This is a genomic window from Colwellia sp. BRX8-5, assembly GCF_014077325.1.
GTDB lineage: Bacteria > Pseudomonadota > Gammaproteobacteria > Enterobacterales > Alteromonadaceae > Colwellia_A.
Genome location: NZ_JACGVR010000010.1, coordinates 66,694 through 90,626, shown reverse-complemented (window position 1 = coordinate 90,626; position 23,933 = coordinate 66,694). Strand labels below are relative to the sequence as shown.

The 23,933-nt window shown below is 35.8% G+C and carries 19 protein-coding genes; 6 read left to right on the top strand and 13 right to left on the bottom strand.

Annotated features, from left to right (window positions below):
* The first annotated feature begins 101 nt into the window (after positions 1 to 101).
* The gene (locus H4J62_RS09160) at positions 102 to 1,103 is read left to right on the top strand and encodes an endonuclease/exonuclease/phosphatase family protein (protein WP_259364632.1); all 1,002 of its coding nucleotides are present in this window, start codon (positions 102 to 104) and stop codon (positions 1,101 to 1,103) included.
* Positions 1,104 to 1,165: 62 nt separating this feature from the next.
* On the opposite strand, the gene H4J62_RS09155 is transcribed toward H4J62_RS09160, so the two are convergent.
* The 7 genes from H4J62_RS09155 to ubiG form a co-directional block, all read right to left on the bottom strand.
* Positions 1,166 to 2,365 (bottom strand): ice-binding family protein, encoded by a 1,200-nt coding sequence (locus tag H4J62_RS09155; protein ID WP_259364633.1) that lies wholly within the window; start codon positions 2,363 to 2,365, stop codon positions 1,166 to 1,168.
* A gap of 381 nt (positions 2,366 to 2,746) precedes the next feature.
* The gene (locus H4J62_RS20760; RefSeq protein WP_404842525.1) at positions 2,747 to 2,854 is read right to left on the bottom strand and encodes a PEP-CTERM sorting domain-containing protein; all 108 of its coding nucleotides are present in this window, start codon (positions 2,852 to 2,854) and stop codon (positions 2,747 to 2,749) included.
* A 65-nt stretch (positions 2,855 to 2,919) separates the two neighbouring features.
* On the bottom strand, positions 2,920 to 2,997 hold the full coding sequence (locus H4J62_RS20755; protein ID WP_404842524.1) for a PEP-CTERM sorting domain-containing protein: 78 nt from the start codon (positions 2,995 to 2,997) through the stop codon (positions 2,920 to 2,922).
* A gap of 95 nt (positions 2,998 to 3,092) precedes the next feature.
* Positions 3,093 to 4,244 (bottom strand): ice-binding family protein, encoded by a 1,152-nt coding sequence (locus H4J62_RS09140; protein ID WP_182214084.1) that lies wholly within the window; start codon positions 4,242 to 4,244, stop codon positions 3,093 to 3,095.
* Positions 4,245 to 4,411: 167 nt separating this feature from the next.
* Positions 4,412 to 7,237: an XrtA/PEP-CTERM system TPR-repeat protein PrsT gene (gene prsT / locus H4J62_RS09135; protein ID WP_182214082.1), complete on the bottom strand. Its 2,826-nt coding sequence runs from the start codon at positions 7,235 to 7,237 to the stop codon at positions 4,412 to 4,414.
* A gap of 396 nt (positions 7,238 to 7,633) precedes the next feature.
* On the bottom strand, positions 7,634 to 8,386 hold the full coding sequence (locus tag H4J62_RS09130; protein WP_182214080.1) for an ABC transporter substrate-binding protein: 753 nt from the start codon (positions 8,384 to 8,386) through the stop codon (positions 7,634 to 7,636).
* Positions 8,387 to 8,714: 328 nt separating this feature from the next.
* On the bottom strand, positions 8,715 to 9,548 hold the full coding sequence (gene ubiG / locus H4J62_RS09125; RefSeq protein WP_310733539.1) for a bifunctional 2-polyprenyl-6-hydroxyphenol methylase/3-demethylubiquinol 3-O-methyltransferase UbiG: 834 nt from the start codon (positions 9,546 to 9,548) through the stop codon (positions 8,715 to 8,717).
* 11 nt (positions 9,549 to 9,559) lie between these two features.
* Here ubiG and H4J62_RS09120 point away from each other — a divergent pair, with 11 nt between their 5' ends.
* Complete coding sequence (locus H4J62_RS09120; protein WP_182169595.1) at positions 9,560 to 9,922, top strand: DUF2237 family protein; 363 nt, start codon at positions 9,560 to 9,562, stop codon at positions 9,920 to 9,922.
* A 106-nt stretch (positions 9,923 to 10,028) separates the two neighbouring features.
* Here the strand turns inward: H4J62_RS09120 and H4J62_RS09115 are convergent, their stop codons facing one another.
* From H4J62_RS09115 to H4J62_RS09100, 4 genes are all read right to left on the bottom strand, one after another.
* Complete coding sequence (locus tag H4J62_RS09115) at positions 10,029 to 10,277, bottom strand: hypothetical protein (protein ID WP_182214078.1); 249 nt, start codon at positions 10,275 to 10,277, stop codon at positions 10,029 to 10,031.
* 12 nt (positions 10,278 to 10,289) lie between these two features.
* Positions 10,290 to 11,108 carry a CPBP family intramembrane glutamic endopeptidase gene (locus tag H4J62_RS09110; protein ID WP_182214076.1) on the bottom strand — a complete coding sequence of 273 codons (819 nt, stop codon included), beginning with the start codon at positions 11,106 to 11,108 and terminating at the stop codon, positions 10,290 to 10,292.
* Between the two features lie 118 nt (positions 11,109 to 11,226).
* A complete protein-coding gene (locus tag H4J62_RS09105; protein ID WP_182214075.1) occupies positions 11,227 to 12,096 on the bottom strand; it encodes a LytTR family DNA-binding domain-containing protein in 870 nt (289 codons plus the stop codon).
* Between the two features lie 112 nt (positions 12,097 to 12,208).
* Positions 12,209 to 12,994, bottom strand: a complete 786-nt coding sequence (locus H4J62_RS09100) for an ABC transporter substrate-binding protein (RefSeq protein ID WP_182214073.1) — start codon at positions 12,992 to 12,994, stop codon at positions 12,209 to 12,211.
* A 582-nt stretch (positions 12,995 to 13,576) separates the two neighbouring features.
* Between H4J62_RS09100 and H4J62_RS09095 the strand changes: the two genes are divergently transcribed.
* Positions 13,577 to 15,355, top strand: a complete 1,779-nt coding sequence (locus H4J62_RS09095) for a hypothetical protein (RefSeq protein WP_182214071.1) — start codon at positions 13,577 to 13,579, stop codon at positions 15,353 to 15,355.
* A 291-nt stretch (positions 15,356 to 15,646) separates the two neighbouring features.
* Here H4J62_RS09095 and H4J62_RS09090 read toward each other — a convergent pair whose 3' ends face one another.
* Positions 15,647 to 16,585 (bottom strand): DMT family transporter, encoded by a 939-nt coding sequence (locus H4J62_RS09090; RefSeq protein WP_182214069.1) that lies wholly within the window; start codon positions 16,583 to 16,585, stop codon positions 15,647 to 15,649.
* A 221-nt stretch (positions 16,586 to 16,806) separates the two neighbouring features.
* Positions 16,807 to 17,262, bottom strand: a complete 456-nt coding sequence (locus H4J62_RS09085) for an Lrp/AsnC family transcriptional regulator (RefSeq protein WP_182214067.1) — start codon at positions 17,260 to 17,262, stop codon at positions 16,807 to 16,809.
* Positions 17,263 to 17,469: 207 nt separating this feature from the next.
* Between H4J62_RS09085 and ctlX the strand changes: the two genes are divergently transcribed.
* The 3 genes from ctlX to H4J62_RS09070 all read left to right on the top strand — a co-directional run bounded on the left by ctlX (position 17,470) and on the right by H4J62_RS09070 (position 23,933).
* Positions 17,470 to 18,390 carry a citrulline utilization hydrolase CtlX gene (gene ctlX, locus H4J62_RS09080; RefSeq protein WP_182214066.1) on the top strand — a complete coding sequence of 307 codons (921 nt, stop codon included), beginning with the start codon at positions 17,470 to 17,472 and terminating at the stop codon, positions 18,388 to 18,390.
* A gap of 94 nt (positions 18,391 to 18,484) precedes the next feature.
* Positions 18,485 to 19,915, top strand: a complete 1,431-nt coding sequence (locus H4J62_RS09075) for a sodium:alanine symporter family protein (RefSeq protein WP_182214064.1) — start codon at positions 18,485 to 18,487, stop codon at positions 19,913 to 19,915.
* 1,126 nt (positions 19,916 to 21,041) lie between these two features.
* Positions 21,042 to 23,933: a hypothetical protein gene (locus H4J62_RS09070; RefSeq protein WP_182214063.1), complete on the top strand. Its 2,892-nt coding sequence runs from the start codon at positions 21,042 to 21,044 to the stop codon at positions 23,931 to 23,933.

The following is a 23,933-nucleotide window of genomic DNA, read 5'->3' as shown; positions in this document are numbered from 1 at the left end:
ACATTATCGACTATCCAGATAAAAAAGCCCCAGAAGAAATAGATCCCATACTGCCTTCTATAGCTGTATCAAATTTACAGCTTAAAATAGCTACTTTTAATTTGTTTAATTATCTTGAGCCGCCCAATGCTTTCTATGAATTTGAACGAATTTATAGTGCTGAGCAGTGGCGTAAAAAGCAACATTGGATTGCTGAATATTTACGTGAATATCAACCTGACATTATTGGCTTCCAAGAAGTCTTTAGTCCTGAGTCTCTAGAGCAATTAGTTGCAGAGCAGGGCTATTGTTATTTTGCCGTGGTTGATGAACCACAAGTGATAGATGATTTTATTTATAAACGTCCTGTTGTTGCCATAGCATCTCGTTACCCTATTGTTGAAGTTGCTGCGGTAAAAGCAAACACTGAGCTTGCACTATCATTAGGTTTAACTGATAAATTCTCTTTTAGCCGAAAAGTGTTAAGGGCAACGGTTGATGTGCCTCATATGGGTAACTGTGATTGTTATGTTGTGCACTTTAAATCTAAGCGCTCTATGATTGAAGTCGATGATAAAAATATAAGTCGCACGCCAGAGCAAACTATTATTGAAAGCCTAAAAGCACAAGTGGCAGGTGGTTGGGGCTCAACGATACAACGTGGCAGTGAAGCGACGTTATTAATGATTGAAATCATAGCGCGGCGTGAGGCTACCGGCCAGCCAATGGTATTAATGGGGGACTTCAATAATACCTTAACTGATGGTGTGCTAAGTCATCTACTGACTAACACCCTAAGGTTTGTCTCGGCCATTGACCGTGATGCCTATCTTGCTAAATATTGCTTGCAAGATGCTTGGGATTTATTTCAAGTTGCAGTGAAAAATGAAACTCATCAAGAGGAAAAAATACAGCGCACTCCGACACATTATTTTGGTGCGAGCAGCTCAGTACTTGATTATATATTATTATCATGTGATTTTGACGCTAGTTATCACGATAGTCTTTATCAGGTCAGTGCGTACGACACCTATGATCGACATTTAATTAATCCTATCTTTGAACGAGATGGCGAAAGTACCGATCACGGTATTGCCTTGGTTACACTAACGTTAAGATCATAAATTAGCCAAAGACCCAATAAAAAAGGCTCCCAAAGGAGCCTTTTTTATTGGTAATTCTGAGTTTATGTTTTTTTACGTTGCGCTTTAATTGCCAAACCGAAAAGTGCTAGAGCGAATAACCACAGTGTTGCAGGTTCGGGAACTTGAGTGACGGCAATGCTATCTGCAGAAGCTCTGGACTCGCCATTGGTACAATCTTTTTTACCAATAACAGTATCAGCACCAAATTCAATAAAATTACTTGCTGAATAAGCGCCGCCACAATCATCGCCTATGCCCGCTATCATTGAATCAGCACCTGTTTGAACAAAACCTCTAGCAAAAATATAACCTCTAGCCTCAGCGCCGGCGCCGAGTTGTGTGTAACCTGCTGAGCCGGTTTTATCGCCAAGAACATTCCAGATAATAGTGCTGTTATCGGTAACATCTTTCAATAACACTGTTGAGTTTGCAGAGAAGGTCAGATAGTTGGCGATATTAAAAATCCAAGAGCCATCGATACCTTTACCATCAAGCGTTAAGGTTTTACCTATCGCGATGGTTAAATAATTTATTGTGCTGTAGATACCCGCTTCAAGTGTTTCGTCGTTGGTGCCAAAAGTGGTTGATACAAGTTCTGTTCCTGTCCCCATGTCTTTTATATCTTGTTGCACAGACATAATGAGCGCTTCCTGACTATCAACGATGGTGGGCAGTGCAACCATTTTCAAAGAATTAGCAGTAAGCGTACCAACGATTTCAACACTTGCACCAATGGTGGTGGTGGTTCCAGCATCAACATCGCCCCCGAAAAGTGAGCCTGCACCAACGGTTACTGTGCTGCCAGCCAAAACATTGCCGCCAACCTCAACGGTTGCCGATATGGTTACTGTTGTGCCAGCGCTTAGCTCGCCATCAACTTTTGCACTCGCACCAATAGTTGCTGTGGTACCTGCAATAATAGAGCCGTCGACAACAGCAGAAGCGCCTAGGGTAACGGTTGTTGTACTTTGAATATAGCCATCGACACCGGCAGCTGCGCCAAGTGTTACTGCGGTTCCAGCCTCAACGTTACCACCGACAATTGCATCAGCTGCTAGTGTTATCGCAGTAGCACTTTGGATATTGCCACCAATAGTTGTTCGTGCGCCCATGGTTATATAACCACTGGCATAAAGCGACTGGTTATTTAGTTCTGAGCCTAGCAAAGGTTGAAAACTCGCTTGTGCGTCAGACACAGCAAATAACACCACAATACAGAGGATTGAATTGATAAGTTTCAAATTAGACACCATTTCATATAGCTGAGCGTTCAGCATATAAAAAAACTTAATTTTTATAGAACAAAAAAACTTATTCCAAGAATTGTACAACTGTATAATAGCAGATAAGACGGTGTGTTGTTTGTTATTCGAACATTTATATCGTAAGTTATTGTAATTATTTTCTTTTGTTTTTTATTACAAAGCAGGTGATATGTTCATAAGTTAACATAATACGTCAAGAGGTTAACATGATGCACAAAAAGGTTAGCGAGATGTGATGCAGGCAGATCACAATTATAATTGTCTTGTTAAATAATGTAGTAAAACGAGCTATAGCCAAAATGCATAGTTAGCACAAATATAAAGGCCACTTAAGGGCTATTTTTAAATATTCAAAGGTTATCTGTGCTTTCTATTCACTATCATAGCTATGTCTAAACCTAAACCTAATAACCAAATAGTGGCAGGCTCAGGTACGTCAACTGCTCCGCAACCTTGATGTCCAATGATACTGATTGTTGCAGCAAATGTGACGGTACTGCTTACTGAAAAAACACCACCAAAACGGTCATTTATCTGTGCTTTCTATTCACTATCATAGCTATGTCTAAACCTAAACCTAATAACCAAATAGTGGCAGGCTCAGGTATGTCAACTGCTCCGCAACCTTGGTGTCCAATGATACTGATTGTTGCAGCAAATGTGACGGTACTGGTTGCTGAAAAAACACCACCAAAACTCTCATTTATCTGTGCTTTCTATTCACTATCATAAATATACCTAAACCTAATAACCAAATAGTGGCAGGCTCAGGTACGTCAACTGCTCCGCAACCTTGATGTCCAATGATACTATCTGCGGCAAATGTGACGGTACTGGTTGCTGAAAAAACACCACCACAACTGTCACCTATACCTGTTACTAAAGAAATAGCCCCGCCATCAATGGCTCCCTTAGAAAGAATATGACCTCTAACTTCTGCACCTGCCCCAAGTGATGTTAAGCCTGCTGTGCTTTCTCCCAGTACATTCCAAAGAATACTGCTGTTATCGGTGACGTTTAACAATACGACCTTGGAGTCAATGCCAAAGCTTAGATTATTGGCAATATTGAAAACCCAAGAGCCATCCATACCATTACCATCTAAGGTCAGTGTTTTTCCTGCGGCAATAGTGAGATAATTAACAGAATTATAAACGCCAGCGACGAGTGACTCATCGTTGTCGCCAAAATCATCCCAATCTAGTTCTTGATCGGTTACCAATGCTTTTAGCTCGGCTTGCACCGTGGTAATTTGATTTTCTTTACTGGTAACAACAGGAGCAGGAGGTGGGGCTTTTGATGAGTCGCTGGTAGCTGGTCCACCATCAATAATAACATTAGCAGCAATGGTTGCCGTAGTTCCGGCATCAACATTTTGATGAATATGTGACCCCGCAGCTATGGTCACTGTGGTTCCTGCTACAACATTCCCCATAACCTCTGCATTTTGCTCTAATGTTACTGTGCTTCCTGCTTCAATATTTCCCTCAACATACACACCGGCGCCGAAGGTTGCTGTGGTACCCGTTTGAACCTTACCGATAACGTTTACATTGGCGCCTAGCGTTGCGGTAGTGCTCGCTTCTATATAGCCATTGACAATAACATTATCGCTTAGGGTTGCTGTAGAGCCAGCCTCAATATTGCCACCAACTTGGCCATTGGCCGCTAATGTTATTGTGGTGAGGGCCTGCATATTACCATGAGTAATCACACCATCAGCCATTGTTATCGTACCGTTAGCATAGACTGATAGATCATTGAGGTCTGAATCTAACAGAGGGTGAAAACTTGCGTTTGCACTAGAAACTAAGATTATCGTTAAGATAAATAAGAGGTGTGTGAGGCGCTGCATAGTAGACTCCATGTCATATATCTCAAAATTACAGACGAAAAAACTTAATCCATAAGTTGTATACTTTACACAATATATAATAGGAGGGAGCAGGGTATTTGTACAATAAACGCACGCTTAATTGTAAATATAGTTACCTTTAGTTGTTAAGTTACTGTAAATTTTGTTTATTTTTTTTCTAATTTATCAAATAATTGTTGAGCCAATTGATGTTCTTCAAAATCATCGGGTAAAGCTATTAATTTAATTAATACTTTTTTTGCCTCATGGATACGTTGCAACTTTGCTAGGGCATAAGCAATATGGTATTGAATATCTGGGCTAGTGGAAGATAAGCTGAATGCCTGCCTTAAGTAAGATAGACCCAAATCTAACTCTTCAGATAAAACCAATGCCCAGCCAATAGTATCTATAATGGAAGGCATTCTAGGGTCAAGGTTCAAAGCTTGTTTAGCGGTTTCTATTGCCATAGTAAAGTTCTTATCTCTAATATAAATAGTCGCTAAATTATTCAGTGCTAACGCTCTTTTTGTTGGTGGTATATTATTTTTAAGCAGTATTTGATATTGTTTTTTTGCTTTTTCAAAGTGTTTATTTTCTAGCAAATGATCCGCCAACAAATGACGATGCAATAACAATTGAGGATATTCAGTGATAAGGTTATTTAATTCGGCAATAAATTTTTCTGACAAAGAGGCTGTTTTACTGATTTGATATAACTTACTTAAAGCCGTTAAATTAGTATGATCTTGACTAACCGCCTTTAAGTATGAATTAAAAGCTTGAGGCTTATTATTGCCAGCATTATAAATATCGCCTTGTAAAATAGTAAGCTCGACATTGTCTTTAGGTATTCTTTGTTGAGTTTGTGCAAGTAACTCAATGGCTTCGTTAATTTTATTTAATTGAATTTTAATCTTAATAAGTTCAATAACAATGGGTAATGAATTAGGCGCAAATTTAAAGGCTTTTTCCCGACTATACTCTGCGCCAGCAAAGTCTTCTACTTTTAGTTGTAGTCGACTTAGTTTCATTAATAGTGGCACATTTTCATCAACCAATCCCGCCAATATATCTAATTTACGTTGAGACTTTTTCGGTTGATCTAATGATAATAATACTTCAGCTTTTTTAAATAAAGCCTGAATGTTTAGTCTGTTATCCCGCAACATTTGGTCAATAACTAACAGTGCATCTTGCCATTGTTGTTCAGCAATATAAATATTCGTTAACTCAGTCAGTGCAACTGTCTTTACTGATGGTATTTTAGCTTGCTGCTCAAGCCCAGCAATAGCCGCCTCTTTATTACCAAGACGATATTCAACTTTGGCAAGTAATAATGCACTTTGATTATTATTTTTATTTTTATTTAGCACATCGCTCAATATCTTTCTTGCTAAGTCTAGTTTGCCAAGATTAAGTTGTAATAATGCATAACTGGTACTGATTTCACTATTTTGTGGCTGCTTTAAATACAATCTTTCTATAATTTTTTGGGCTTGGCTAAATTGTTGTAATTCAATCAATATTTGTGCAGTTATCAAATGATAGCTGACATTCTCTGGATAAGTATCGATTAATGGTGTTATATAATTTAAGCTTTTTTGGAAAGCTCCTACCCTTAATGACAACAGTGACAACGCGTATTGATAACTTTCACCCCCTTTGATATTTGCATCTTCTAATAAAGCAAGCGCTTGCTCAATACGGCCAGAGCCTTCTAGTACATTGGCTGAGAGAATCAACACCGCTTCATCTGTAGGGTAATCAACGCGCAGTTTTGATAAAACAAAATCAGCTTTATAATTTTGGTCAAATTTAAGATATAAACCAGCTAATATCAAGGCGTACTGTTTATTGAAGATCAGATCTTTCTCATTCTTTTCGAGTAATAATAAGGCATGTTTTGGTTCTTGCTGTTGCTGGTAAACATCAGCAAGCAGCATAATCTCACTCATTTCAGTTTGAGTAGAGCTTTGACTTAGATATCTTTTGAATTTACTTTCAGCTTGTATCCAATTTTCTTGAGCATAACTGCTCATGGCATCAAGCAATAATAATTGCGGCTGAGAAAGGAGATATGACTCATCAAGCTTAGATAATTGATTACTGAGTTCAACAAGCACTTTTTTTGATAATTCTACTTGGTTAAGCTCTTTTAAAATGAGAGCTTTCATAAATGTTGTTTGAGGGTCATTTTCTGCGGTCTCAAGTACTTTATCTGCAACCTGATTAGCCATGTTAAAGTTTTGAATATCGACATAACAGCCGATTAAAATTCGCAACGTTTCAATATTCTTCGGATTCAGTTCATTCGCTTTAGTTAGGTAGTTAATAGCATCATTAAATTGACCATCACTACGAGCAAGATGACCTTTTAATTGCCAGAGTATTTCGTTATTAGGCGCAATTTTGTTCGCTTTAGTAAGCAGTACCTTAGCGTTGATATTATTTTTTTGATAAATATAAACTGTTGCTAACCCTAATAATGCGTCAATATTATTGGCATACAGAGTAAGGATACTTTGGTAGGTTATTTTGGCGTTTTTTAGGTCATCTAAGCTAATATAAGCTCGTGCTTTTATTTGGTTATACGCTAACTCTCCTTCTTTTTTAAGCGTCATCTTACTGGCAAATGTTAAGGCTTGATCAAACTTACCTTGATTTAAAATGCTCTCACCAAGTGGAAAAACAATCAAATTATTATCAACACCTTGAGCAAGTAGATCATTGAGTTCTTGCTCAGCAGCAGGGTAAGAATTTTTATCTATTAAAACCTTAGCGAGTAATAATTTGGCCGGTAAATTACGTTCACTTTGCTGCAAAGCATTTTTTAAATGAATATAAGCTGTTTCAATCTTTCCTTGGTTATAAGCTTGAAGTGCGGCTTCATAATGGTTTTTTTCGCTGTTTGCTGCCATTGCCGCATTTACCATTAACACAGCAGCTATTTGAATAAAGGAGATAATTAATTTCCGTATTTTTTTCATCATGACTTATGGCCTTTATTTTCTTCTAACAACATCTCAAACAACAATGTATTAAAAATAGAAATTTGAATTTTATGACTATTTAAGTCATCAGAAAAACATTAAGTGTTGGCTTTGAAAAATGAACCCGTATTAATTTGCTACGTGCTAATCTAACAATTAGCACGTCAACAGCTAAATTATAACCTTGCTGATTAAAGCTCTGTGGTGAAATAAACGATTACGGAGATTATGAACAATATCCTGTCGTTCATCTTTGTAAAAAGCTGGGCCTGATCACTAGGCCTAAAATTTGATAAACTATGTCTAAGTAATAAACTGCCATTCATTGAGGCTTGATTTCAAGGACCTCATGGTTACTAGAGCAGAAATGGATTGGTTGAATAGCATTTATGCTACTTATAAACCCCATTTATCCATAATATTTTTATAGGTGCCATCGGCTTTTATTTGTTGTAATGCAGCAGATAAAATAGTCACTGTTTTATCTGCTGTTTTAAGTCCAGTCGCGATGAAAAGATCGCCAGGAAAATCATGTAGTTCAATAAAAGGTTTAATGTCATCTTTGTTAAACCCAATACTCTTCATTTCTCTATCTACTGCAATAAAGTTTGTTAAAATAAAGTCTATTCGTTGTTCAAAGAGCATGCGCCACATATGTTTATAACTAACGGATAAATGTAAATTTTTTTGCTCTAGAAAGCCTGTGTTTTTTAAATATTGCTCCGAGTGATAGCCACGGATTGTACCCACGACAAACGACTTTGCCTCTTCAATATTACTAATATTGATATCTTCGCGGTTGCGAAGACCCACCAAAAAAGCTTTGCTCTTAAATATTTGACCAACCCACTGGAAAAGATCTTTGCGGTCAGAACTCTTCATTAAAGAGAGCATAAAAATATTTTTATTATTTATGGCTAAATCATAACTACGTGCAAAAGGTATAAACTCGATTTGAGCAGAAAACTGAGTTTTAATCATTAAAGCTTCAATAACTTCAACTAAAGCTCCAGCAGGTTTGTTATCTGCGCCCATAAAATGAAAGGGGGGTAAATCTTCTGTAACAAATCTCAGTTGCTGAGCATAACTTGCCCATGAGAATACAAACAATAATAGAGCAACAATCGCTTGCTTAACTATATTATTCATATCGGCTTTCTAGCCAATTTTGATTGAGGGAAAATTAAGATATTGATACTTACTCTATTGCACAGTGTTTACCTATTAGTATTGTATTAATAATAAAACGAGTGTTATTGCAAGGGAAGATTACGATTTTTTAGTAAATAAGGCAGCAGGTATCTGTCCAAACTTGGTGTTTTTGTATCATTAGGGGGCACTACCCTGTTGACCTGCTATTGAGCTTTGTATTGCTTAGCAGGGTGAATGTGTTGACACATTTACATTTATTATCAGGTAATTGTTGGCTAAATAAATAAGCGACTGTCTATTTTCTATAGCCGATATTATCGAAAGGCTAACTGGTTGCTAGATGTTTATATAGTTGTACATAATTGACTTCTAAACTTGAGGTTGTACGCCAAGTTTTGGTTAGGAGACTGTAGGACATGCCTATTTCTGTCACCAAGTGCATATGTGCTAGCGTCGCCATAGTGTTTAATTCAAGTGGTGTTACAAAGGCACGCCAGCTGTGTGTACCTATAGGTAAATAACGCATAATATATTCAGCGCCAAGAATGCCTACTAGGTAGGATTTAATCGTGCGATTTAGCGTTGCCATTACCACACAGCCACCCACTTTGCATAATTGGCTACACTGTTTTACCAAGTCTTTTTGGTTGGGAACATGCTCGATGACTTCCGCATTAATCACCACATCGTAGCGATTTCTATCGCTTATACTGGTATGTTGCGCATGTTCGTGGCGATACTCAATATCAAGTTGAGATTTCACCGCATGGCGTTTTGCTACTTCAATACTTATCTCACTCACGTCTATACCGACCACTGTGGCTCCGGCTTTTGCTAAAGGTTCGCAAACCAGACCTGCGCCGCAGCCAACATCTAAAATTTTTAATCCTTGCAGCGGTGCTATATGATTAGGGTCGCGACCATAGAAGGCGCAAATTTCTGCAATAAAATACGCTACGCGTACTCGATTGAATTCGAGTGCCGTTTTGTATTGACCGTTTGGATCCCACCAACTTTCAGCGAACTTATTAAATTTAGCGATTTCTGCTGGACTAAAATTACCAGCTGGCGTGTGTTTAATGGTATTATTTTTCACTGGACTAAGCTTACTTTTGTCTAACATGGTAGGTATATCCATTTTATTTTTGTTAATTAACACAAGGCACCTTTATGGACAATCAACTGAATGTATTAGGTACAGATTTAGAGTTATGTTGTAGTAATACGGGCTATACCCGAAAAGGGTTTTGTTTTGTGCCCGAAGTTGACTTTGGTAACCACAGTGTCTGCGCAATTATGACCGACGATTTTCTACAGTTCTCAAAATTACAAGGCAATGATCTGATCAGCCCTAATTCTCAATATAATTTTCCTGGCTTAAAAGCGGGTGATAAATGGTGTTTATGCGCTGTTCGTTGGTATCACGCTATTGCAGCCAATGTTGCTCCACCTATTGTGCTTGAGGCAACCAACCAAAAAGCACTAACAGTGGTCTCATTAGATGTTTTAAAGGCCCATGAATATCAGCGTTAAGGCGTTACTCTTGTTGATAAAATAACGAACAACACCGATACCACTGTTTAGGTCGAGTTAGCGACTTAATAATCAAGGTCGTATAGCAGAGATACCAATAACATCATTATAATTTTTTTATCTCTTGGCGAAGTGTGGTGTTGCTATCGGTGACGATTTTCTCCAGTACGATCACTCTTTCAACCAGTATAGCTAATTTCTCTTGTGTTGCTCTGGCGGTATGACTATTAGTTTCTTTTTGTAACGCTAATAATTGTTGATTGGCTGCTGATTTGTAACGAAAGTAATGGCGAACCAAGATAATTATTAATACCGGTGATGTCAGTATTATCATGACTAAAAATAATTCAAACATAGCTAATTCCCTTTAAATACTTTGAGTGGTTAATGTCGCTTTTGTACTTGTGGCCGATTGATTTTTCCACAAGTTTAAAAAGGTTATTTCACGCTTTTTACCACGGCAAACAAGCAGATGAATGTAAAGCAAAGTTAAAAAAATTGAGCTTGCTTTAAATATATTGCCCGCTAAGTCTCCCGCTGCACCACCTGACATGCCAAATATTCCGTAAGCTGCATTCATGAAAATATGCATCCATAAAGGGAACCAAATTCGATAACCAGATTCACAAAATAACCATGCAAACCAAGTACCGGCTACCGAAGTTATTGCGAAAGCTGCAAAGGCTGACATTAGGTCATGCCCTTGATATATATGCCCAAAACCAAAGATAACAGAACTAAATAAGGCAGCAGGTATAAATCCTAAGTGGCAATATTGAAATAAAACGCCAAACAATACCGCTCTAAAAAGAATTTCTTCGAACACCCCCGCGTATACCGAGCCAACCATTATCCCTGATAGGGCAAGGTTCAACTCGCTACTTAAATAGGCGTAACCGATTGTCATCGGCAAGCAACAGGCAACCGCCGCTAAAAAATAATGTTGAAATCCTGCTATTTTTAGACCTAAAATCTCAGTTAAATCAACGTCCTTAAATAGTAAGCTTGCCACTAACACTAAGGGACTATATATAAAGAGGTAGCTCGCGGGTGTTAATAAAAGGTGGGATTGATTATCTAGTGCCAGTAAAGCTTCACTCCAAGTATCTCCCCAAAAGTATTTCATTATATAGCGACAGAATATAAAGGTAGTGATCATTATTAGTGTTTTAATTTTGTTATTCATATTTACCTGCTTAACTAAAGTTTAAATTTCAAATTAAGCATGACTAACACTCAATTGAATATCCATAAATTAGGGGTAAGCTAATAAAAAAGGTATTACTAACAATATATTGGGATGATTAACAAGCTTTTGGGACTAATGACAAGGCTTGTTTTATTGTCTCTACATAAGAACGAGATACGGGGATAGTAACATCAAGGGGTTTCATCATTAATTTCAAACCGCCAGCATTGCCGGTGCTAAGTTCTACTAAGGCTAGGTTTACAGCATAAGATCGATGGCAGCGCATCACCGTTGAGTCAACAGGAAGTTGTTTTAAGATACTGATCAGTGAACTGCGTAATAATTGATAGCTAACGTTGTTATCTTTAATAATGACTAACTCACAGTAATTGTCAGCGGATTTTATAAATAACAGCTGTGATAAAGCTACTTGTAATTTGTCGCCTTTATTATCACCGGTTAAGGTTAATGGCTGAGTTGATATTCGCTCGCTATTAACAACATTTTCATTTTGTTGATTCGTTGCATTGTCAGTTTCGATAACTTGTCTTGGTAAAGCCGTTTTCTGCGCATGGCGATTGACAAGATACATAAAAATGATTGGAAACAGTCCAATAGCAAAAGTATATAAAATAAACAGTAATTGGTTTTGCCAATGCCAGGAGCCAAGAATAGCCACGACAAAGTAGCTGTGATTAAAGGCCGAAACTATAGCAATGTATAAACAAGGTATGATGATCAAACGTAATATGTTGTTAATCTTCAGGCGAGTTGAAGCTATTTCTAATGCTCCAGAGAGTAATAGCGCGCAAAAGGTTACCAAGCCATACCCGGAAAGTCGTAAGAATTTGAAGGGAATAGTATGGTTGTTGGTGCCAAAAGGCTGGAATACAAATAAAACGAATAAGGTAACTGTGGAGAAAAGTACCGCACGCTGTAAAACTACTTTTCTGGATGCAAAATCATCCTTCAACCACAGGCTCATTATTTAAAATCTTTTGAATATACAATGGATAAGAAAAGTAACATATATTAACCGTTAGTTGCTGATATTTTTAAAATTAATAGCACTAAAATTATCAATGAAGCCTTTGTAGTTAATTAACTCTTATAACGGGATATTGCCACTCACTGATTATTTTATCAATCTTTCCCGTTATCTTCAGTTGATTAATTGCATAGCGTAACTGTTCAATTATATAGGGTGATGTTTTTATATTACAGGCAAAATAATAGTCTAAGGGCTTTGTATTTAGTTGGTAAACATTTTCAAATAAATTAGGGTTTAAATTATTAAATTGAGCGCGATACCTAATGGTATATCCATCGGCTAAAATCAAATCGATACTTTTACGCTTAACTAACAGCATTAATAATGAATGAGTATTATTAACGACAGTTAAATTGAGACCTTCTGTAAAGCCTTCTTTCACTAAAAGTTGGTGGGTAACATCATCACGGATCACGGCAATCATATGTTTCTTTGCATCTTCTAATGAAGTAATACTTAGCTTTCGTGCAGTTAAACCGATAAAAGAAATATTACGCTCGGCGATGGTATTTACCCAAATAAATTGCTCTTCACGTGCTGGGGTTCGGGCAATAGAATAAATACAGGTGTTTTCTTTATTCAAAGCCATATTAAGTGATCTCGCCCACGGATAGACATTGATATTGAATGTGTACGGTGTACTCGACAGCGCCGAAGAGACTATTTCTGTGGCGAATCCCATTACTTTATTGGGTGTATCTATTTGAAAAGGGGGCAGGTGCTCGGTTACGATTTCAATATGAGGCTGAAAAGTAATCTCTTGTGAGCTTGTTGATAGCGTAAAAAAGCAAAGAAACAAGGTTAAGTATTTGATTTTATTGTAGGTGGTCACTATAGGGTTAATCTTCCTTGATTTATAGATAAAAAAGATTAACACTAAAATTGCTGAAAAACCACTCAACAAAGTCGCAGCGAGAAATTACTGAGTGTTTTACATGATGGTATTTCTCTATACATTACTGCAAGTTTTGGTGTGGCTGATTTTAATGCTCAAATGAATGAATTATAAGATCTGATAAAACTTGCTGATGTGGCTTTATATAAAGCTAAAAACAGTGGGCGAACTATCGTTTGTCAGATGCAAGAAACACCTAAAGAAAATGACAACGAAGCAGTAAATATTATCCATACAGTAAACTAGAATCACCATAACCCCGCTATTTTATTATCTTAGTTAGTCTAAAAACATTATTTATATTAAAACCGACTTTTTAAAGATTTAACGTTAACTTTTTGTTAATATTGTTGTTTAGCGTTATATTACTTTTTTTGTAAAGCGTGATAAAATTTCAACATAACAAATCAATGAATAAAGAAAAGTTACACTTTATTTTTCGTTCATCCCCTTTTTGCTCATTATATATCGCCACTTAAAACGGTTAAACCAGATAGTCGTTTTCGTTAAGGTATTTTAATGACCAAAAAATATATTTATAAAGGAATATATGTGAAAAAGTTAATAACGATTGTTTTATTTATTTTATCTGTTCAAGGATGTGGAGGAGGTTCTAGTAGTGACAGCACTAAAGCTAATGGAACGAACACCGATGTGGCCGTTGTTCCTCTTGATTATAAAAGTATTAAATATAAAAATGAAATATCAAACAAATATAACGCTGTTTTTAGAGGGGGGATCACTTTAAAAATTCCTCTTAGTTGGTATCAAGAACAAAGCCTTGATCCAGAGCCTCTTGTACTTAGTACTTTTTATTCCGAAGGTACTTCTCCTAAAGTTATTACTATCGTAAAAACTGACAGTTTTATTCAAAGTAGGCAAGGACTTTCAAACATAAGTGAAGTCTCTTCTAAGCCCATTAACTTTTCGAGCTTTGAGGGAACAGAGATTATATTTACGGCGAATATTGACGATGTTGCGTTAAAATTCATGCAAAGTTATGTGGAAGTGAACTCCGTTTACTATTCTATTTTCTTTTTTTCGGAAGCCCAAGAGTTTGATCGGTATATCGAAGTTTCTCGATATATTGCCCGGACTTCGCACTTGAGTATATTAACGCATGAGACTACCGAGATAAGTGTAACAAAGGCAGATGATGATTTTTTATTGTTGATTTGTGAACCATCAGCACAGAATTCTAATGAATATCAGCTCTATGGCAAAATTATGTCGCAGGAGCTCACTTTTAGTGAACAATTTTTAATTGATGATAAATCTTTAGGTTGTTTAAATGTCAATGCTAAATACAGTCAGGGTTCATATCTCGTTGTATATGGCGCTGATTATAATGATCGACACCTTGTTGCTAAAAGAGTCTCAAAAACGGGAGTGGTTTTAGATGATGTTCGTATTCCAGTATCATTTTATAGTAAATACATAGATTTATATTTAGAACGAGAGTTTTCACTTAGTAATAACAACAAAGAAATAAACATTCTTTTTGATGGTGATAAATATTTAGTTACTTGGCGCTGGAAAACAGGAAATAGCAGTGAACATATCATGGGGCGTTACATTGATACTTCAGGTGTCACTTCAGAGATATTTTCTATTCATGAATATGTAGACGGTCTTATTGATAATACGATTAAAGCGGCTATTAGTAACAATCAAATTTTAGTTTCTTGGTCAATTAAAGAGTCGAATAATGATGATTTCCCTATAGTTACCTATGGAAAATTTATTAATGATATTGATATTGATGTTGTCAGGAAAATTGAACCTTCAATCATAGATGAAAATAATGTAACTACTGCACGATTCCAAGATTTAACACCCATCGATAATGGCTTTGTTTTCTCATGGGTACAAGGGGGATATTGTAGTACATGTGAAGGTTTGAGTGACGAGGCAATTAAAGCCAGAATAATTAACCGTGATGGTTTGCTAACAGATGTAAAGGTATCTTCTAACGTCATAACTGTCGCAGAGCAAACTACTTCTGGAGGTGCTAGCATTGGTGAAGCAGGAGATAGAAGTTATTTTAATATTCAAAACTTAGATAATAAGTTACTTTTCTCTTGGATCACCGGGGGAGCATTTGAAGAAACTATTTATTACATGGTTAGTGATCAAAGCCTAACTGAAATGTCAGATATTACGATCAGAAATAAAAAAATAGGTTACATGCCTAGCTTAGCTGAAATAAAGGTCACTTATTCTGAAGATAGGTTGTTTATCTTTCAGACTGCCTATAAAGGTACGGCTGTTTGGGCTGAAAATAAACCAAGTCAGTAGATTAAATAAAAATAGACAGTTGAATCGTTTCGGTTGCAATATCGGTCGTTTATTGTCAAATAGTTCACTGACAATAGCCTTGAAAACCTGTGGTTATAGTACTTAATCGATACGATATAGCTAGGTTATTTTAAGACGTTGTTGGGGATTGTTGAATTTAAAACTGCCTGATACGGGCAGTTTTATTTAGTTAGTAAAGGTTAAAAACTGATAGTTAATGACTGGGCTATCAGGTAAATATCTATAATTAATGGCTTCAAAGAGTCGGTTTGCTTGCCGACATCTAAGCCATTAGGTTAATACTATTTTTGTTTTATTTTTACTTAACGCCGTAACACCAGAACCAATAACTAAGATCACTGCACCGACAATACTGGTAGTATTGAGTGGTTCGTTTGTAATCGCTCCTGGAGAAATATAATTAATGATCTGCATAAAAATTAAGGTCAATAACGGCGTTATGGCTAATGTTGCGCTAACACGAGACGCTTCCCAATGTTCAAGAGCTTCTGCAAAAGCGCCATAAGCCAAAAGCGTATTTGCCCCACAAAAAATCAACAGTAACCAGCCTATAGTATCTAGTTCAAACACTAAAGACGGGGCCGACAACGGTAAAAACACCAAGGTTCCCGCTAAATAAATCAGTATCATAATTTCTTCAGAGGCAAAGTTTTTCAACAGTTGCTTTTGTGCTAAGGCATAAATAGCCCAAAGAATTGCCGCAAGAATAATAAAGAAAAGGCCAAGAGCATAGTTACCCTGAAAACTAAATAATTGTTCAAATCGCTGATTAAAAAATAATACCAGTCCTAAGATAAAGGTTAACAAGCCCACTTTTTGTTTGGTATTAAACGACTCTTTAAAAACACAAACACCACCAATAAGTAATAACATCGGGGCTATTTGAATCATGACCTGTGTGCTTTCTGGTGATGTTAAGGCCAAGCCCATCATATAGAGAATGTAGTTTGCTAATAAACCAAAGACGGTAAGTATCATTAACACCAGGACTCTATTGTTCTTAAGTGATGATAATGAAGGTAAGCGTTTGGTGATGACTAAGTATCCGCCCAAAAATACGGCCGCAATAAGAAAACGAAACCAAGTAATGGTATTTACGTCCATATATTGCAATAGCTCTTTGAGCGCAATCGGTAAAACGCCCCATAATATTGCCGTAGTAAGGGATAAAAATAACCCCAGTTGCCATCGACCACTAATTTCATGCATAGGAAAAGCTCAGCTTAAAATGCCACATTGAGCATTTCTTTAAAAGTGAGATATTATCCATAAACTGCTTGAAAAATACTATCGTTATTAACGCTAGTATTGTGTTTTATCAGAGATAAAAGCGAAAGTTATCTTATAAGCAGCAATTAAAGCCATCAGCTTTAACAAAGAGGGCGTTTGAGTGTAATTACCCATAAATATCCTAGATGAATTGAAAATGGTTAAACTGAGCTTAAAAGAATACTGGTCTCACTGTTAAGCACTCCTTCTATCGTTCTAACATCACGCAGTACGTGGTCAAACTCGAGTAAATTTGATGTTTTAACCTCAGCCACTAAATCCCAAGTACCGTTAGTTGTGTGAATCTTATCAAGTTGGGCAATACCACGCAGTTTATTAATCACTTGTGTGGTCGACCTACCGACAACTTCTATCATCATTATAGCTTTAACGACTTCAGTCTCTAACTCATCATGAGCTCGAATCGTGAATCCCAAAATAGCGCCAGAATTAATCAGTCGATCCATTCTATTTTGTACTGTGCCACGCGAGACGTGGAGTGACTTTGCCAACTTAGAAATAGAGGCCCTAGCATCAAGGCGTAAAATAGCAATGAGCTCTTTATCAATAGCATCGTAAAGAAATACCCGCTTCTTCAGGTTCTTGTTATCGGTCATACTCGGCTCCAAATTATCATTTTGACAATAAAACTAAACAATATGATAAATATTTACTCAATAATTGCAACATATTGCCATTTTGATTAGCACCTTCAGCAGATAGTATAGGGTTCAGTTAAATAACAGCTTTGTATAGCGCTCTGCTTTATCTGCCAAGAGAGAAATTATGATAAAGCATAAAATACAAGGTAACAGAGAGAAATTATGCCAGTATTTCCACAAGCACCAAATGCGGTCGTGATGATCCGCCCACATCACTTTTTTCCTAACGAAGAAACAAAGCAAGACAATAGCTTTCAGTCAACAGAGCTTGTAAACCAAGACCAAATTAAAGCCCTCGCTTTTGATCAAGTAACTAGCGCAGCAACCATACTTGCAGCAGAAGGGGTTGTTGTTCACCTCTTTGAAGATGAAGGACTTGAAACACCCGATTCAGTATTTCCTAATAATTGGTTTTCAACACATAGTGGTGGTCAAGTCGCAATTTACCCTATGTATGCAAGAAATCGCCGCAAGGAACGCCGCACAGACATTATCGCCATGCTTAAACAACAATATCGTGTGCAAGTCGTTTTTGATTATTCTGGATTAGAATATGATGATATTTACTTAGAGGGTACTGGTGCTATGGTGCTAGACCATATTGAACGCATTGCTTATGCGGTTAGTTCAAAAAGAACCGATTCACATGTCCTTGAACGCTTTTGCGCTCACTTTAATTTTGAACCTATGGTTTTCGATGCTCAAGACAAGAAGGGCACTCGTGTTTACCATACCAATGTATTAATGTGTATTGGCAGTGATTTTGTCATGGCCGGCTTTGAAATGATGACCAACCCTAAACGCCGAGATGAAATTATTAAGCGCTTTGAAAATGCAGGTAAAAAAATTATTTATTTAACTGAGCAGCAAATCAATCAATTTTGCGGTAATGCACTCGAATTGCAAGGGACTTCAGGGCGCATACTTGCGCTTTCGTTAACTGCCTATAACGCATTAACACCACAGCAAATAACCTTGCTAGAAGAAACAGTGAAATTAGTTCCTCTGAATGTCTCTGCCATTGAAATGGCTGGTGGCTCAGTACGTTGCATGTTGGCAGGGGTTCACTTGTCAAAAAGATAATTTATTGATTAACGATTGAGTCAAAAAAATTAAGCATATAATTTAAAAAAGTATCGTACTATACTGAAAATTAAAGAGTAAATAAGGCAAGTAAATGGTTAATGAGATTGTAAGCGCTATCAACAATATCCTTTGGGGCCAAGGCCAAATATTAATTTACTTGTTACTTTTTGCCGGATTTTGGTTTTCGTTCAAACTTCGCTGGATACAGATACTGCAATTCAAATATATGTTTACGGTGATGAAAGGCAGTACGCAATCTGACAAGTCAGGTATTAGTTCTTTTCAAGCTCTATGTACGGGGCTTTCAGCGCGAGTTGGTACGGGTAATTTAGCGGGTGTTGCCATGGCTATTTCGCTGGGTGGCAGTGGCGCGGTATTTTGGATGTGGGTCATTGCATTATTGGGTATGGCGACCGGCTTTGCTGAAAGTGTTCTTGGCCAGTTATATAAAGTGCGAGATGAACATAAAGAATTCAGGGGCGGCCCAGCTTATTATATTCGGGCAGGACTCAACAAACCTTGGCTGGCTATTCTTTTTTCGCTTTGTCTCTTTTTAGGCTACGGTCTTACTTTTAGTGCAATGCAAGCCAACACCATCGCAGATGCATTAAACAATACTTTTACCATCCCTCGTGAATATTCAGGCGTAGTTATTGCGGTACTCGCCGGAAGTATCGTTGTAGGTGGCATGCGGAGTATTGCTCGATTTGCCGAACTTATTGTACCTTTTATGGGGTTAGCCTTTGTCGGGACAGCGGTCGTTATCACCTTGATGAATATTCAACTTTTACCCTCAATGTTTGTCGATATATTTTATTCAGCTTTTGGTTTAAATGAAGCGGGTGCCGGCGCTTTAGGTGCAGCAATTAAGAATGGCATTCAACGAGGCTTATATTCAAATGAGGCCGGAGCAGGTAGTGTGCCTCATGCAGCCGCAGGCGCTTCACCTGTTCCTAATCATCCTGTTGCTCAGGGGTATGTACAAATGCTAGGGGTTTTCTTAGACACCATGGTGCTTTGTAGTTGCACAGCTGTAGTTATTTTGTTGTCAGATATTAATATCAGTGGCGAAATGGAAGGTATTCGAATGACACAAGATGCGATGACGAGCCATTTTGGTAGTGGTGGAAACTATTTTGTTGCCGCCGCGATTACCTTATTCGCTTTCACTTCTGTGGTTGCTAATTATGCTTATGCTGAGAGTAATTTACATTTATTTAAACTAGACAATAAAGTAGGGCGACTCTTTTATACCAGCATTTATCTATTTATGGTGTTTTGGGGAGCAACGGCTTCGTTGAAAGAAGTGTGGGGATTAGCAGATATGGCACTAGGGTTAATGACGCTGGTGAATATCTACGCCATTATTTTACTGACCCCAACCGTATTGAATTTAACTAAAGACTTTCGCGAGAAACTCAAAGAAAATGGTAAGCCTACCTTTTTACTTGATGATGTCGAAATACAAGGCAAAACAGAGCCCGGTGTCTGGACCGCGAATAAAGCCAAAGAAACGTTATAAGTGCTTTGATATATAAAAAGCCGCTTAAAGATTTTAGACGCTTGTTTCATGGCGCTATAGGTTATAGACAATAGGGATTCATTGACGGCTTATTATGAACACCATGAATTTAAACGACGACAAAATATAACATGCTGCGAAAAACTATTAGCATAGTTATTTTGTGAAATAATATGTAATAAACTATGGGCTCAAAACGTCTATCGTTAAGTGTGCTTTAAATCCCCATAAACAGTAATTCTCGTCATATGTAGACTTTTTCAATAATATTATAAGTTTTATTCAACTACTCGATAGGTTTGCGTATAACTTCTGGAAGCATTTAAATGTTTGTATCCAATAATTTTCTTAAATTTTTATAATGGATGTCCAAGTTATGAAAGCTAAAATCTAGGGGGGGGATTTTAGACATAAAAAAACCGCAATTAAGCGGTTTCTTATCATAAACGGTGGTTTGTTTATCGCCAAATCTAAAAGTTACTAGGTATAACTAATGGATTAAAAAGGTCTTTATTTGTTGGAGCGGGGAGGGAATCGAACCCATTTTACGACGTTAATTATCAACGACTTATAGTTAAATCAATAACTTAGTGTTAGTGCTTGTCCATGCTTATCACAGTCTGTCATTTTTAGGTGGTCAAAAGGTGGACACTAAATGGTAGTGTGGCTTATAGCACTTGATTAACAGTTATATTTAATAATGCCTTCTATTTAATAAAAATTATTTCATACTTTGTTTGTTAATTTTACTCGTGAGCATGTTTTTGAAAAGAATTTTTTAAATCCATGAGTATCTAAATATTAATCATAAATATTTTACTATGTTATAAATAATAGGTTTAATTTGGTTCATGCAAATGGATGACTAATACTTCTAAATGACAACTAATTATTTGCTTAATCATTAAAATATATTTTATATCAACACATTGGGATTATAAAGTTTGAATTTGTTGTATTCTTTATGTAAATTAAATATATACAAATCTTTTTATGTAAGTTTCTATAATTTAGTTTTTCTGCGTTAATTTTTTGCAAATCATGCATTAAAACATTGAAAATGGATTTTCATATGCAAAAAAAGGTATTTCATGTGCTCAATTAAAACTAAATAGATAAGAAATTAATGAATAAAAAACATGCTAATAATAGTATCTCCCAGTTAAAGTCTAATTATGCTAGAAATATTCTCAGAGGATTAATTGGTGAATCCAAATCATACCAAGTTCGAAATGCACTGAAAAAAATAAAACTAAAGTGTAGTTTTATTGATTATAAAAATTCTTTGGTAATATTGCGAAACAATAAACTTTTTGATTCAAATACCTTTACTCGTAATTTTAATAAAGTTTGTTCCGAAGGTGTTCATGAATCAGTAATATATCGTGAAGATGAAATAATTGATGAGATAAATACACATCAGCATAAAATTAATGAATTACTAATTTTATATCGTAACTTATTATTTGCCAGTCAAAGTAGAAACTTTAGATTATCGTTAGATTTATGCAATGAAATAATTGAACAAAAAGGTGTTTCATGTTTCTTTGTTAGAGTTTTATTTTTCATTAGAAATCATACAGAAAATGTTGATGAATTTGGCAGTGTAGCTGATGACGTTGATGGAATATTGAATAAGATTGAAATTGAAAATACTGGATATTTAGAAAGTGCGATAAGGGAATTAAGTAACCCTCGGACTGATTATTTTAATATATGTAAAAAAATAATTGATTCAGAAGAAAATAATAATATTAACTATATAGCTCGAAGTTTTATCTCTCATGTATTTAGAAGTAAAGAAGTATTTCTTAATACTCTAAATGCATACTTTTCTTTCTCAATAATCGACTCATTTTTATATTACGCTAGTTCCAGTCGATTAAAATTACCTTTTACAGAAAATGTTTATAACATTGATAAAAGGTTAATTGAATCCTTTTATTCACTTTCGTGTGTACAAATTGATGTTACTTTATATTTGTCTACAAAAGATGAAAATATGGATTTGAATTTTTTTAGAGAAAATTTTTTATTGATTGAACTACAGGATAGTTTTAAGTACAAGACCATACATGCTTCGATTTACAGCAAGAATGAAGCAAAGGAAGAAGAAAGAACACCAATAGAAAAGAAATTAATGAATGATTATTTTAAATCAATTCGAACTTTAGATGATTTACGACATTGTAAAAAAGAATCTTATAGTATCAATTTACATGAATACGACTCTCGTGATTGTAGTTTCTTAGAGAATTCTAATGCATTATTATTCTTTATAGAAAAAAATGATGCAGAACTTAACGGGCAAAGTGAACAAGAAGATAAATTTGTTCAACTTATGTCACATACCAGAGACATAGGCTTTATTTGTCCAGAACATTATCTTAACAAATTAGAAAATAATGCAAAAACTTTTGAACTAAGGTTGGTAATAGCATGTTTATTATCCATTAAATCAAATAGCAGTATCGTTGACCATAGTTTAAGAAAAACTATACAAGAAATAACTGTCTCAAAATATAATGCTAACCTAAAAGATTTGATTGAGTATGTTTATTCAGTCTCCCCATCTGTAACTGAACACCTTGTGCAGGTTTGCGATGAAACATTTCTGAGTAAATTATTTCAAATAACTAACATGCCAAATAAAGCAATTAAAGACCGCTCAGGGATATTGGATTGGTATGGGCATAAGATTGATGATTCTTCTTATATAGAAAGGGCGAAAAATCTTACGATTGACATTCAAATTAGCAAAGCAAAAGGTACAATCGATGATTCAAGAATATATGTTGATCCAGTTAAATTCACACAATGGATTAATGATAATGTGTTAAATGATCTTACTCTTTTATTAGAGAGTACTTGCGGAAATGAAGAAATTTTTAGTGTGAACATTAACTGGAATAAAGTAAAAACGGGCATTTCAACTAATGAGCAGATCTCGTCTTTGTTATTAAGATGTTATGCCGAATTTTGCAACAATAAACTTTTTGGAATTGCATCATATCTAGGAAGACGGATACGCCATGGTACTTTTAAAGGTACTGGTTTGAAAGAAGCACGAGAGTTTCCTTCAGACAAAAAGTACGAAAATATTTTCAACAATCATGAATTTTCAGAACGTTATTCACTTTGGTTGAGATCTTATAAAAATATGTTTGAAAAGCTTAAAGTTGATCATTTATACATCAACAGTAAAAAGAAACCTGAAGGTTTGATTTATTGTGAATTAAACTCAAATTTTAAAAAAATATCTGCAAATCATATGTTTATGGAGATTTATAATTCTTACACCCGAAATGGGAATAGTTTGGAAATACCATATTTAATTACAGAATTTTGTTGGCGATTTATTGAAGAAGACCTAGCTAACATAAGAAAATTTATTATGGAAAATAAATCTAAACATGCTGTATACAATTTTGATTGTAACTCAATAAAATCATTAAAAAATAGGGAAGTCAAAAATTTTTGCCAAGAACTAAACTCAGCAACGTCGGATAAATTTCGGACCATCTCTGGCTGGTTTAATAAGCCATCTATAGCGTCTCCTTCTGTAGAGCTAAATCTATTGTTTCAAGCTGTGATCTCCGAAATCAAAGGTTTTTTTGGTGATTTCGTTCCAAAGATTGTAATTGGTTCTTCAGATTTCGTCATTAGCGGGGGCGTGTATTTTGCTATTTATGATGCTTTATATGTACTCATTTATAATGCTGCCTATTATGGAAAAAAAGTTGGTGAACTTGAGTTTGAAATTGAGTATAGAAAAGAAGGTCAACTTATTAAATTGTCAATTATATCAGAAGTAGATTCACATATACTTCTAGAAGAGGCTAAGATTCGAATTAACGAAGCATTAAGTGCAGATTTTGAAAATGCCCATATAATTGAAGGTAGAAGTGGTATCAAAAAATTAAAACGAATGGAAATGGATGAATATATTAGCGATGTAAATTTTCAGTTTGAAAATGAAAAGATAAATGCATCTTTTAATTTTTCTGTGGATTATTAA

What these genes read in the sequence shown, in the direction of transcription:
- H4J62_RS09140 (WP_182214084.1), bottom strand. Translation starts at nt 4,244, where the DNA reads ATGCAGCGCCTCACACACCTCTTATTTATCTTAACGATAATCTTAGTT.
- prsT (WP_182214082.1), bottom strand. Translation starts at nt 7,237, where the DNA reads ATGATGAAAAAAATACGGAAATTAATTATCTCCTTTATTCAAATAGCT.
- H4J62_RS09130 (WP_182214080.1), bottom strand. Translation starts at nt 8,386, where the DNA reads ATGAATAATATAGTTAAGCAAGCGATTGTTGCTCTATTATTGTTTGTA.
- H4J62_RS09120 (WP_182169595.1), top strand. Translation starts at nt 9,560, where the DNA reads ATGGACAATCAACTGAATGTATTAGGTACAGATTTAGAGTTATGTTGT.
- H4J62_RS09115 (WP_182214078.1), bottom strand. Translation starts at nt 10,277, where the DNA reads ATGTTTGAATTATTTTTAGTCATGATAATACTGACATCACCGGTATTA.
- H4J62_RS09110 (WP_182214076.1), bottom strand. Translation starts at nt 11,108, where the DNA reads ATGAATAACAAAATTAAAACACTAATAATGATCACTACCTTTATATTC.
- H4J62_RS09105 (WP_182214075.1), bottom strand. Translation starts at nt 12,096, where the DNA reads ATGAGCCTGTGGTTGAAGGATGATTTTGCATCCAGAAAAGTAGTTTTA.
- H4J62_RS09095 (WP_182214071.1), top strand. Translation starts at nt 13,577, where the DNA reads ATGACCAAAAAATATATTTATAAAGGAATATATGTGAAAAAGTTAATA.
- H4J62_RS09090 (WP_182214069.1), bottom strand. Translation starts at nt 16,585, where the DNA reads ATGCATGAAATTAGTGGTCGATGGCAACTGGGGTTATTTTTATCCCTT.
- H4J62_RS09085 (WP_182214067.1), bottom strand. Translation starts at nt 17,262, where the DNA reads ATGACCGATAACAAGAACCTGAAGAAGCGGGTATTTCTTTACGATGCT.
- ctlX (WP_182214066.1), top strand. Translation starts at nt 17,470, where the DNA reads ATGCCAGTATTTCCACAAGCACCAAATGCGGTCGTGATGATCCGCCCA.
- H4J62_RS09075 (WP_182214064.1), top strand. Translation starts at nt 18,485, where the DNA reads ATGGTTAATGAGATTGTAAGCGCTATCAACAATATCCTTTGGGGCCAA.
- H4J62_RS09070 (WP_182214063.1), top strand. Translation starts at nt 21,042, where the DNA reads ATGAATAAAAAACATGCTAATAATAGTATCTCCCAGTTAAAGTCTAAT.